The 11,729-nt window shown below is 68.8% G+C and carries 12 protein-coding genes; 6 read left to right on the top strand and 6 right to left on the bottom strand.

The window, feature by feature from the left end:
- The first annotated feature begins 130 nt into the window (after positions 1-130).
- Positions 131-1,210: a DUF937 domain-containing protein gene (locus PZE19_RS05220; protein WP_277859515.1), complete on the top strand. Its 1,080-nt coding sequence runs from the start codon at positions 131-133 to the stop codon at positions 1,208-1,210.
- Between the two features lie 90 nt (positions 1,211-1,300).
- Positions 1,301-2,140, top strand: a complete 840-nt coding sequence (locus PZE19_RS05215; RefSeq protein WP_277859514.1) for an HD domain-containing protein — start codon at positions 1,301-1,303, stop codon at positions 2,138-2,140.
- Positions 2,141-2,161: 21 nt separating this feature from the next.
- Here the strand turns inward: PZE19_RS05215 and PZE19_RS05210 are convergent, their stop codons facing one another.
- The 4 genes from PZE19_RS05210 to PZE19_RS05195 are packed head-to-tail and all read right to left on the bottom strand — an operon-like array spanning position 2,162 to position 6,175.
- Positions 2,162-3,682 (bottom strand): DUF1559 domain-containing protein, encoded by a 1,521-nt coding sequence (locus PZE19_RS05210; RefSeq protein ID WP_277859513.1) that lies wholly within the window; start codon positions 3,680-3,682, stop codon positions 2,162-2,164.
- 41 nt (positions 3,683-3,723) lie between these two features.
- Positions 3,724-5,199, bottom strand: a complete 1,476-nt coding sequence (locus PZE19_RS05205; protein WP_277859512.1) for a hypothetical protein — start codon at positions 5,197-5,199, stop codon at positions 3,724-3,726.
- Complete coding sequence (locus PZE19_RS05200; RefSeq protein WP_277859511.1) at positions 5,196-5,699, bottom strand: hypothetical protein; 504 nt, start codon at positions 5,697-5,699, stop codon at positions 5,196-5,198. The genes PZE19_RS05205 and PZE19_RS05200 overlap by 4 nt, the downstream gene beginning before the upstream one ends.
- Positions 5,672-6,175, bottom strand: a complete 504-nt coding sequence (locus PZE19_RS05195; protein ID WP_277859510.1) for an RNA polymerase sigma factor — start codon at positions 6,173-6,175, stop codon at positions 5,672-5,674. Before PZE19_RS05195 ends, PZE19_RS05200 begins: the two co-directional genes overlap by 28 nt.
- Before the next feature lie 160 nt (positions 6,176-6,335).
- On the opposite strand from PZE19_RS05195, the gene larC reads away from it, so the two are divergent.
- From larC to PZE19_RS05175, 4 genes are all read left to right on the top strand, one after another.
- A complete protein-coding gene (gene larC / locus PZE19_RS05190; protein WP_277859509.1) occupies positions 6,336-7,547 on the top strand; it encodes a nickel pincer cofactor biosynthesis protein LarC in 1,212 nt (403 codons plus the stop codon).
- Between the two features lie 32 nt (positions 7,548-7,579).
- Positions 7,580-8,053: a hypothetical protein gene (locus PZE19_RS05185; RefSeq protein WP_277859508.1), complete on the top strand. Its 474-nt coding sequence runs from the start codon at positions 7,580-7,582 to the stop codon at positions 8,051-8,053.
- 61 nt (positions 8,054-8,114) lie between these two features.
- Entirely contained in the window at positions 8,115-8,537 is a 423-nt protein-coding gene (locus tag PZE19_RS05180; protein ID WP_277859507.1) for a hypothetical protein, read from the top strand.
- The gene (locus PZE19_RS05175) at positions 8,534-9,742 is read left to right on the top strand and encodes a glycosyltransferase (protein ID WP_277859506.1); all 1,209 of its coding nucleotides are present in this window, start codon (positions 8,534-8,536) and stop codon (positions 9,740-9,742) included. The genes PZE19_RS05180 and PZE19_RS05175 overlap by 4 nt, the downstream gene beginning before the upstream one ends.
- Positions 9,743-9,751: 9 nt before the next feature.
- Here PZE19_RS05175 and PZE19_RS05170 read toward each other — a convergent pair whose 3' ends face one another.
- Positions 9,752-10,747, bottom strand: coding sequence for a transglutaminase family protein (locus tag PZE19_RS05170; protein WP_277859505.1), 996 nt, complete (start codon positions 10,745-10,747; stop codon positions 9,752-9,754).
- A gap of 27 nt (positions 10,748-10,774) precedes the next feature.
- Complete coding sequence (locus tag PZE19_RS05165; RefSeq protein WP_277859504.1) at positions 10,775-11,728, bottom strand: alpha-E domain-containing protein; 954 nt, start codon at positions 11,726-11,728, stop codon at positions 10,775-10,777.
- Position 11,729: the final 1 nt, after the last annotated feature.

The following is an 11,729-nucleotide window of genomic DNA, read 5'->3' as shown; positions in this document are numbered from 1 at the left end:
CTCCGGCTGACAGCCCCTTGCTGCGCATTCGCCGGTGTGAGAACAGCTTACATAGCAACATGCATTGGATCGGGAAACCTCGACGCCTGTGCGTTGGAACCTATCCGTCCTCTTCGAGGAGTTTTCCACGGTGAGTATCGTCGACGTGATCAAGAATCAGCTCTCGGGAGACGTCCTGGGCAAGCTGAGCGCGGCCATCGGTGAGCCCGAAGACAAGACGCAGGCGGCCGCCGGCGCGGCGGTGCCGTCGGTATTGTCGGTCCTCGCCAACTCGGTCCTGACGGGGAAGGGCCTCGACGGCCTGCTCGGGGCGCTGCGGAACTTCGAGGGGACCGACGTCATCGCGTCCCTCAAGGCCCCGTCCTCGGGCGGTTCGGTCTCACCCCCCGCCGGCGGCGACATCCTGGGGTCGCTGCTCGGCCCCAACCTCTCGACGCTGATCAACATCCTGTCGAAGTTCTCGGGCCTCGGCGCCACGGCGATGAAGACGCTGATGACGTACCTCGGCCCGATCATCCTGAGCGCCATCGCCGCCCAGCTCAAGGGGAAGGGGGGCCTGAGCCCCGCCAACCTGACGAGCTTCTTCACGACCGAGAAGGCGAACATCACCAAGGCGCTGCCCGCCGGCCTGTCGCTGGCGGACATGCCCTCGATCCCCGGCGTGCCGACGCCCAAGGTCCCCGACGCGGGCGTTCCCTCCTGGCTGCTGCCGGTCGTGGCGCTCGGCCTGATCGGCGCGGCCGCGTGGTTCTTCCTGAAGTCCCCGGCGGAGGGCCCGCTCCCCGAGGTCCCCGTCCCCCCGCCGATGAACCGACCCAACGTGACGCCCCCGGCCCCGGTCGACACGGCCAAGATCCCACCCGCCCCGACGGACGCCGCCGTCACGATCCCCTCGGTCGACGAGGTCACGAAGAGCCTGAGCGACGTCTACACCGGCGCGACCCAGGCGCTCGTCGACGTCAAGGACGTCGCCACCGCCGAGACGGCCGCGCCGAAGCTCACGGACCTGGGGTCGAAGCTGGACCTGGTCAAGCCGCTCTGGGACAAGTTGCCGGCCGAGGCCAAGGCCGCCGTCGCCAAGGTGACCGTGGATCACCTCGACACCTTCAAGGCTCTGGTGGCCAAGGCCGTCGAGCTCCCCGGGGTCGGCGACAAGCTCAAGGCCATCCTCGACGCCCTCGTCGCCAAGCTGGCCGGCTTCACGGCCTGACCTGACGATCGTCGCAATCGCGATCCCTGCGCCCCGCCGGCTGCCACCTGGGAAGCCTGCGGGGCGTGTCGTTTGGTAGAATCGACGACCATGCACGACAAATACAAGAAACAATTTCGCGTCGGCGCCGCGACCCTCAAGCTTCGCCGGCAGATCGCCCTCGAAGCGGCCCGCCGGCTGCTCGACGCGTTCGACGTCGCCAAGGACGACCCGATCCCGCTCGACCGCCTCGAAGCCGCGACCGAGGCCGACTTCTACGCCGCCAAGCGGAAGGCCGCCGCCGTGCTCGGCCATCGCGTGCGCCCCGGCGACCTCCCCTCCGACGACGAGATCCGCGAACAGCTCGTCGTCCTCCAGAAACAGCGCGCGGAGGATGCGGACGAGGAGGAGTCCGGCGACGAAGCGGCCCCCCCGGAGCCCGCCGACGAGACGCCCGTTCCCTCGCTGGCCGAGGCGATCGACCGCTTCGCCGTCTACCGGCTGCGGCTGACGCCCCTCGAAGGGGTCAAGCAGAACCCGGAGACGCATCCCGAGGGCGACGCGCTCTATCACAGCCTGCAGGTCTTCCAGCACGCCCGCGACGCCCGGCCCTACGACGAGGAGTTCCTCCTCGCCGCGCTCCTGCACGACGTCGGCAAGGCGATCGACCTCCGCGACCACGTCGCCGCGGCCGTCGACGGGCTCCGGGGGGCCGTCACCGAGCGCACCCTCTGGCTCATCGCGCATCACATGGACCTGGTCGCCGATCGCTACCGCGCCCTCGGCGTCAAGCAGCGCCGGGAGATCGACGAATCGGAGTTCGCCGAGGACTTAAAGCTCCTGCGCGAATGCGACGACGCCGGGCGCGTGCCCGGCGTCGTCGTCGAAACGCTCGAAGAGGCCCTCGCCTACATCCGCGGCCTGGAAAGCGAGGAGTATCTCGACGCCTGAACGGGTCGAAAACGGTCGACCTCAGGAGTCGGGGCCGACCACCTCGCCCCCGGCGGGCGTCAGCAGCGAGCGCAGGGTCTCGGCGCTGATCGCGTCGCGGAGGAATCGGACCGAGCCGTCCATCAACGCCGTATGGGCTCCGCCGAGGTGACGCGTCAAGACGGCCTTGGGATCGAGATTCGCCGGGACGTCCCAGTCGTCGGGCCGCGTCCAGACGACCGCCTGATCCAGGGGCGTTTCCAGGACCATGATCGTATTGGACGTCCCGTCCGTCACATCCTTGATCGTGATCCCGACGGGCCCGGTGAACGCCGTCCCCGCGCCTCGTGGCGTCTTGTAGATCGTCGTCCCCGCCGGCGGCGATCCCCCCCGCTTCGAGGGGCAGGCGAGGACCTCGGGCATGCGGGCGACGAGGGCCTTGTTGTGCGGCGAGTCCCAGGGCTCGTTCAGGTGGAACTCCTTGTAGAGCGCGTCCTGCTCAAGATAGGGCAGGATCAACACGCGCCAACTCAACAGCGGCTTCCCGGCCGCATCCGCGAGGTAGGCCGGCGGAAACGTGCCGTGCACGGAGAGGTAGTTGTGCATCGCCAGCGCGATCTGCATCAGGTTCCTCATGCAGGTCGCCCGGTTATTCGCCTCGACCATGGGGTCGACGAAGGCCCGGGCCCATCTGGAGGCGGCGTCGCCCGCGAAGTCGATGACGATTCGGTCATCGTCGATCCGGGGGCTCACCGCCTCGGCCAGGCTCTTGATCTGGGGGACGAACGAGCCGATCTCCTTCGATCCCAGCATGATCTGAACTCCCTTGCCCCCGACGGCGGCGAGTTCCTTTGCGGCCGAGGCGTCCTCGGCCTGGACGAGGAGGCGGATCGTCGTCGACGGCCCCATCTGGAGAGACGCGGTGGCCCATTTCAGGCCTCGCGTGAGGATCGAGGTGGGGCCGCCGCCCAGTTCGGCCGGCAGCACGGTCGTCAGCTCGTCCACGACGCGACGCAGATCGCCGGGCGCCGCGAATGCGGCGACGGCGGCGACGTCGCCCGCGGATTCCAGCGCGGCGACGAGGTCGGGACGCGCGACGGCCTTGAGGTTCCGCGCCCGATCGAGCGCCGCGTCGTCGCCCGCCAGGACGGCCCCGCGGATCGAGGCGCAAGTCGTCCAACCCGCCGGCCCCCCCTTCTCCGCGCCGCCGCAGAGCAAGGCCCCGATCGCCTGGGCGTCCGCGCCGGCGACGAGCGGCACCAGGGCGACCGGCTGCGTGGACGGCCTCGGGGGGAGGTTCTCCAGGGTCGCGAGGATGTACAGGTCGTGCGCGCCCGCCTTCCGCAGGGCGTCGATCCAGGCCGCATAGGGCTTCGCGAACGCTGCGGCGTCGCCCAGCGCCTCGCCGAGCTTGACGGCGTCGACGCGATCCAGCCGAATCCGACACACGGCGGCCACCTGATCGTCGAGAAACGTCTCCAGCACGTCGCCGTAGGCCGTCGTCGATGGTGGTCCGCAGACGACGACCAGACAGGCGAGGAGCAAGCCGATTCGATGTTCCATGTCAGCATCCTCTCGAGAGAGTGTCCGTAGGACGTGCCGATTCAACGGGCGATGCGAATTTCATAAGCGACGGCCGAGTTTGGGACGTTTTCATAGCCGAGCGGTGCGGGGCCGGACAGGAAAGCCCGATCGCCATCCCGCTTGTAGGCGAACGGACCGCCGGTGACCGGGTCGAAGGGGGCGGGCGAGTCCACCAGGTCGTCCAGCCGGGTCGGCAGATCGCCGCCGTGTGTGGCGGCGTAGAGCCGGAGGGCCTCGACGGCCTGCAGAACCGCGAGACGTCGTTCGAACTTCGTCGTCGCGACGAACGCGCTTCGGGCCGCCGGGACGAGTTGCAGGAAGGGGATGCCGGGCGACTTCGAGGAGAACGCCTGCTCGGCCGCGGCCCAGCCCCTGGCTCCCTGCCACGCGGGGAGGTAGGACCATTTGGCGAAGTCGTCGCGGCCAGCCTGGAAGGTGCGGTACGAGTCCATCCCGACGACCTGGATCATCGGCATCGCGGCGAGACGCTCGGAGGCGACGCCCGACTCCAGCAGGGCGCCTTTGGCGCGGTGGTAGTCCCGCGCGATCCACACGAGCATCCCGGCCTGCGCCGGCAAGTCCTGGAGGGCGGGCCGTTGGAAAGTGCTCATCGACCGCGGCCAGCCCTCGAGGATCATCCCGAGCTTCGTCGCGAGGACGTCGGCGAAGCTGCGCGCCATCTCGATCGACCAGACTTCGCCCTCCAGCTTGCCCAGCATGGGGATCTCCTGGCTGAGCATCGTCGCCTCGGCCTCCGTGGGCCCACTCATATCGAGGAAAGGTCGGGGGAGCGACGCCAGGGCCCAGTAGAGGTTGGGGCAGGACGGTTTCTGGATGAGTTCCTCGAGAACCTGGAGCGACTGGTTGCCGCAGGCGACGGCGACCAGCGACTGGATGTAGCTGTCGCTGCGGCCGACGTCGCGCGCCAGGCTGAGGCCGGTCTTCACGTTCCGAAGGGCGTCTTCGATGCGTCCTTCTTCCATGTCGAGGCGGGCCCGCAGGGCGATCCAGGTCGCCAGCTCGCGCGTGTCCTGGATCTCGGGTAGGAGGAGCATGAAGCCCTCGTTCCGACGTCGGAAGCCCCAGTCGCAGGTCTCGCGGAGCGAGCCCAGTCGAGCCTCCTCGATCGCGCGATCCCGGCGCTCCACGAGCTTCGCCGCCTCGGCCTTCGGGAGCTTGTCGAGCGGGACCGTGAGCCAGAGATAGGCTGACTCGTAGGCGGAAGTCGTCGCCGCGGCCGGTTTTTCCTTGATGGCCTGGACCTCTTCGCGATGCCGCAGGCCGATCAGGGATTCCAGCGCCCGATGATAGAAGGGCGCGGCGTCGCCGGCGATCTGCTCCTCGCGTGACGGGAGCAGGCGGATCCGAAGCGCCGGGGTCGGCGGCTTCGCGGGGTGGAGCAGGAAGGACTTCTCGACGGGCTTGGGCGGCTCCTCCCCGCGGGCGGTCGCGGCGAGCGCGGCGATGAGACAGGACGTGAGCCAACCTCGTTTCATAGCGGTCCTCCGGGGATGGAACGCAGGTCGCCGTTGCGGCCGTGCAGGGGTTTGAGGGTCTCGACGGTGTCCTCGGGCAGCGGTCCGAAATGGGCCGCGGTCAGCAGTCGCAGGTTCGGCTCGTCGTCGATTTCCTCGCGGCGAAAGCCGCGCGTGCGGAGCGGCTGGGGCCAAGTGTCGAGCGAGTCGGTCGCGGCGGGCTCGCGTCGGGTCAGGATCACGACGGGCTCGGAGGTCGGCGGCGGCGCGGGCCTGGGATCGGCGACGATCACGACTCGTGCCGCGGGGCGGTTGGAAAGGACGAACGCCTGACCGACCGCGACGAGGGCGAGAGACGCGGCGAGCCCGGGCCAGATCCAGCTCGTTCGGCGCGCGCCCAGCACGGATCGTCGTCCGGCCTCGAACATCAGGCGGTCGCGATCGAGGCCGCTTCGCGCGGGGACGAGGTCGGCGAGCGAACGCTCCAACGCCTTCAGATCGGCTTCTTCCGGTTGAGACATGGCACCCCCAGGCGTTCTCTCATGGACTCCAGGCCTCGGACGTAAAGGCGGTGAGCCGTGCTCGACGACGTCCCGGACGATTCGGCGATTTGCTCGAATGTGAGCCCGCCCCAGAGGTGGGCGACGATGACCTCGCGCTCCTCCCTAGGCAAACCGGCCAGGACGCGCTCGGCCTCGGCCGGGTCGACGGAATCGGGACCTTGAAGCCGAGCGTCCTCAAACCAGGCGACCGCTTTCGCGGCCGCCTTCGCCTCGTGCTTGCGACGCCGGCCGGCCGCGAGCGAGGCGTCGAGGGCCAGGTTCCGGACGACCCGGAAGAGCCACGCGCCGGGGTTCTCGGGCGCCCGCTCGAGGACGCTCATCCGCAGGAAGGCCTCCTGGACGACGTCCTCGGGCGCGTCGCAGAGCTGACGCGCGAAGAGCGTCAACGCGGCGGCGTGGCGGTCCAGCAGTCGTCCGAGCGCTTCCGGTTCCATCGCGTCCTCGCCTGATCCGTCCGGGTCTTCACGAGTAAGACGATTGTCGGAGAGGGCCGTCCCAGAAAATAGGCCCGCCGGTACCCGGGTTGCGGACGGCGTCGCGGAGGCTAGAATGGAACTCCTTCGGGCGGACGGAAATGGGACGAGGAGCGTGGACGTGCGCGTCGGATATTTCGATTGCTTCAGCGGCGTCTCCGGCGACATGACCCTGGGCGCGCTCGTCGACGCGGGGGTCGACGGCCGCGCGATCCAGCAGGCCGTGACGAGCCTCGGCTTGCCGGGTGAACTGTCGTTCGAGACGGTCAAACGGGGCGGGATGCGGGCCACTTACGCCCGCGTCGAGACGCCCCACGAGCACGCCCACCGTCACTGGCACCACATCGAAGCCATCATCGATAAGGGGGCCCTCACCCCTCGGCAGAAGGACCTGGCGAAGCGAATCTTCCTCAAGTTGGGAGAGGCCGAGGCGCGGGTGCACGGCGTCGACCTGGCGAAGATCCATTTCCACGAGGTCGGCGCCGTCGACTCGATCATCGACATCGTCGGCTCGGCCGTCGGGCTCGACCTGCTCGGCGTCGACCGTTTCGAGTGCAGCGCCGTGCCGCCGGGTCGCGGCTGGATCAAGGCCGAGCACGGCCGCATGGCCCTGCCCGCCCCGGCCACCGCCGAGATCCTCAAGGGGGTCCCGCTCGCCGACTCGCCGGTGGAGATGGAGATGACGACCCCCACCGGCGCGGCGATCGTCACGACCGTCGCCGAGCGGTTCGGCCCCCTGCCCTCGCTGACCGTCGAGGCGATCGGCCTCGGCGCGGGGACCCGCGAGGTCGCCGGCCAGGCCAACGTCCTGCGGATCTTCGTCGGCGTGCTTTCGACGTCGCCCAACGGCGATCGGGTGTTCATGCTGGAGACGAACCTCGACGACCTTCCCGGCGAGGTCGTCGGCTACACGACGATCAAATTGCTGGAAGCGGGCGCGCTCGACGTCTTCACCACGCCGATCCAGATGAAGAAGAACCGCCCGGGCGTCATGGTGAGCGTCCTCTGCGACGAGGCCCAGATTCCGGCGATGGAGGCGATCCTGTTCCGCGAGACGACGACCCTGGGCATCCGTCGGTTCCCGGTGAGCCGCCACAAGCTCAGCCGGAAGGCCGTCGAGGTCGAGACCGAGTTCGGCGTGGTGCGCGGCAAGCTCGGCTGGCTGGAAAACCGGCCGCCGACCTTCAGCCCCGAGTACGACGACTGCGCGCGGATCGCCTCGGAACGGGGCGTGGCCCTCCGCGACGTCTTCGACTCGGCGAGCGCCGCGTACGTCAGAAAGGCGGCCGAATCGGCCCCGGCTCCGGCCCCGGAACACCCCCACGTCCATTGATCCGATCGGACGCCAGGGAAGGACCGGCCGACATGAACGACTCGTATTTCTGGCTCGCCACCTGCCTGACCTGCCTGCTGGCGCTGGTGGTCCTCGCGGCCGCGACGTGCCTGTTCCTCGTCCGGCGTCTCGACGGCCTGACTCGGGCCCACGAAGCGACCCAGCAGCGACTGGTCCAAATCGCCTACGACCTCCGGCGGCTTGAGCAGTGGGCCGTCGACCCCAGCCGCCCACGATTCCCCGAGGTCGAAGCCGACCACGGTGCGGCGGAAGGGATCCTCCCGCTGATCTCGGTCCCCGACATGGGCTTCGAGGGGAGAGCGGACGACGGATCGGGACTCGCCGAGAAGCATCGCGAGGTTTGGTCCCTGATCGAGGAAGGCAAGACGCCCCAGGAGATCTCGCTCGCGACGAGCCGACCCATCGGGCAGGTCGAGTTGATCATCGGCCTCTACCGCCAGCATCAGGCCTCGCGGCCGCAAGGACGCCATGACACTTCCTCCTGAGACGGCCCCGGACGCTCTCGATCCCGCCTCGACTCGATGGCTCGAGAAGACCCGTTCCTGGGTGCTCAACGTTCTCGTCCTCGACGGCCTCTCCATCCTCGGCTCGGCCCTGGCCATGCGGCGTTGGGGCGGGATCACGTTCGACGTCGATCCGCTGATGATGAAGAAGGTGCTCTTCGGCTCCTTGTTCGCCGTGTTCGTCGTCGCGATGTTCGTGCTACGCCGCACGGGCGGCCGCGAGCGGCTGGAGGATCCGCAGACGCGAGGGGCTCGCTTTTTCGGTTCGCGGGTCGCGGCCGTCGCAATCGGCTGGGCGGCCTTCCCCCTCGGACTGGCGCACGGCCTGCTCTTCGACCCGAATCTGCAGGCCGTCGCCCCGTTCTGGCTGGCGGCGATGGTGCTGGGCAAGCTGGCCTATCCGCGGGCCGATGATCTTGAAGGATTCGACGAGCCCATGGCGGCCGTCGATGAGGGCTCGGCATGACTCCGCTGCAATCGACGATCCTTTGGATCTACGCCGGGATCATCCTCATCTGGCCGATCCGCTGGATCGCCCTCAAGATCATCCTGAGCCGCGGCGAATTCCTCACGCCCGACTCGCCTCGGCTGGACGTCGCCGATCCCCCGCTCGTCTCGGCCGTGATCCCGGCCAAGGACGAGGAACTGATGCTCGACGCGTGCCTCTCGGCGGTCCGCGATCAGGACTATCCGAACCTGGAGATCCTCGTCGTCGACGACCGCAGCGAGGACCGGACCCTGGAGATCGCCCGGCGGCACGAGGCGGCCGACTACCGCGTCCGGGTCGTCCAGAACGAGTCCCTCCCCCCCGGCTGGACCGGCAAGACCTACGTCCTGCACAAGCACGCCGCGATGGCGCGCGGCCAATGGCTCTGGTTCCTCGACGCCGACACGAAGCACGAGCCGCCGTACCTGAAGGTGATGCTCGAATACGCCCGCGCGAACGACGCGGCGATGGTGAGCCTGCTCCCCGAGCTGCGCTGCGAGACCTTCTGGGAAAAGGTGATTCAGCCGCTGGCCGGGATCGTGCTCATGCAGTCGTTCCCGCCTCGCAAGGTCAACGACGACTCGTCGAAGCTCGCATTCGCCAACGGCCAGTCGATCCTGGTGACCCGCAAGGCGTATGATGCGGCCGGCGGCCACCGGGCGGTGCGCGATCGGTTCGTCGAGGATATCGGCATGGCCTTCAAGGTGAAGGGGCTGGGCCTGCCGATCCGCCTCGCCCTCACCAAGGGGCTGGTGACCTGTCGGATGTACGCCTCGCTCGGGCAATTGGTGCGAGGCTGGAGCCGGATCCTTTTCGATGCATTCGATCGAAAGCCCTGGCGGCTGATCCTCAAGCTGCTCGACCCGATCGTCTTCTGCCAGAGCGGCCACGTGATCTTGCTGGTCGCCCTCGGATTGACGGCCAGCGGCCACGGCGGGCCGTTCTCCGGGTGGCTCCTGGGGCTGTCGCTCGTGCACCATGCCTTGATGTACGCGGTCTTCCGGATCATCTACGACATCTCGGTGCCCGGCTCGCGGTACGTGGCCACGTTCCCGCTCGGCAACCTGGTGACCGATTACATCCTGATCCGCGCCATCCAGATGTGCGTCACCGGCAAGGTCGCCTGGCGCGGGACCAGCTACGACGCGAGCCTCTCGAACGCCCAGGACGATGCCGAGGTCTGAGACGGCGGATCAGTCCGGTTGCTGCTGCTGGCCCTGCTGCTGCCGGAAGTTCGCCTGCGACTGCGACTGCATCTGGGTCATCCGCCCGCGCTGGGACTGGCGTTCCGACTGGATCCAGGATGCGGCCGACCAGGGGGCGTCGGAGCCTTCGGACCACTCGCCCCAGTCGGTCGGCATGCGGGTGATCGGCTCGACCTTCACCGCAACGCTGATCGACTCGTCGGCCTGGCCGCGGTAGATGCCTCGGTTGGGCGGCACGTCGACGTAGTCGCGGCCGAGCGCGATGCGCACGTAGTCGTCGCCGACGATCTCGCCGCGGGTCGGGTCGACGTCGACCCAGCCGTTGCGGCCGGCCCACACCTGGCACCAGGCGTGGGTGGCGATCTCGCCGGGCTCGTGGATGTATCCGCTGACGTAACGAGCCGGCAGGTCGAAGCCCCTGCAGGCTCCCAGGAACAGATGGGCGAAGTCCTGGCAGACGCCGCGCCCCAGCGCCAGGGCCTCGCTGACGGGGGTCCGGGACGACGTCACCTTCTTCTCGTAGACGAGCCGCGACCGCGTGGCCGACATGAGCTGCTCGACGACGTCGAGGACCGAGCCCTTCGGCCGGGGGATGCTCTCCAGGAAGCTGGTCATCTCCGGGCTGTGGTTCACGAGCTTGCTGGGGAGCCGGTATTCGAGTGCGTCGACCGCCTGGAATTCCTCGGACTCGGGCTCGAAGGGGATCTCGGCCAGCTTGGGCCCGCCCGCCGCCCGGTGGGTGCGGACGACGCTGGTCGCCCGCAGCAGCAGCTCGCGGTAGGGCGTGTAGACGTTGAACAGGTCGACGCGATTGCCGAAGCCGTCTTGGTAGACCGTCACCGGCGCGCCGGGGGTGATCCGCAGGCGATAGCCGAGGCAGGTCTGGTCTTCCTCGGACGGGGGGCCCATGCGGGCCTCGAAGACGGTCTCGGAGACGTCGTTCGAGTAGGTCAGCTTGGTCTCGTGCTGGACGCGGAGCAGCATATCGGTTCGGCCCCCTCGGCGTTCGGTTCACATCAGGAAGAAGGAGCGCTGGATCTCGTCGCTGACGCGGTGGCAGGTGTGCTGGAGCGAATCCAGGAAGCGGAGGAGGCCGCGGTCGAAGATCTCCTCCACGTCGAGGTAGCGGAGGTCGCTCTCGAGGCGGCCGAGGATCCGCTCGGCCTCGCAGCCGTAGGCGTCGTCGTCGCCGCCGGAGATCGACTCGAGCGACTCCTGGCAGCGGGCCGCGCTGTAGCGGATCGACCGGGGGAACTCGGGGTCGAGCACGAGGAAGCGGATGACCCCCTCGGGCTCGACGCGCTCGCGCTCGGAGCGGAGGAACGGGCCGTGGGCCGAGCAGCTCCGCAGCAGGCTCGTCCAGCGCACCAGTTGCATCGCGGCCTCGGTCCCCTCGACCTGCTGGGTCAAGATGGGACACTTGGCGCGGAGGATCCGGCACAGGACGTCGAGACGTTCGAGGTGCCGTCCCAGCTCCAGGAAATGGTAGACCTCGTCGCGCGGCAGGGTGTTCTGGATCATGCCGTCGATGAGCAGGCACGAATTCTTGATGGTGTTGAGCAGGCTCGATGGGCCCCGGACGAACTTGCGCTGGGCTCGGGTGCCGCCCAGGAAGAGGTACAACCGGTTGACCTCGCTCCAGACGTCGACGCCGATCGCCTCCTGGGTGCCGCGAGCGTTCTCGCGGGCGCGGGCGATCATGCTGAGGATCGACTGCGTATTGCTGCGGTCGAAGGTGAGGAAGCGGAGCACGGCGTCCCGCGAGGGGGCCTCGACGTCGAGCGGGAAGGCGTCGCGGCAGGCGAGGATCGTCAGGGCGATCTCGACGGGCGAGAACCGCTCGCCGCCGCCCAGGTCGGCGTCGAGTTCGATGAACAGGCCGATGTCGAGCAGGCGGGCGACGTTCTCGGCGCGCTCGATGTAGCGGCCCATCCAGTAGAGGCTTTCGGCGACGCGGCTGAGCATC

The organism is Paludisphaera mucosa (genome assembly GCF_029589435.1).
GTDB lineage: Bacteria > Planctomycetota > Planctomycetia > Isosphaerales > Isosphaeraceae > Paludisphaera > Paludisphaera mucosa.
Note: the sequence above shows the minus strand (reverse complement) of the source record. Positions and strands in the feature narration are given on the sequence as shown.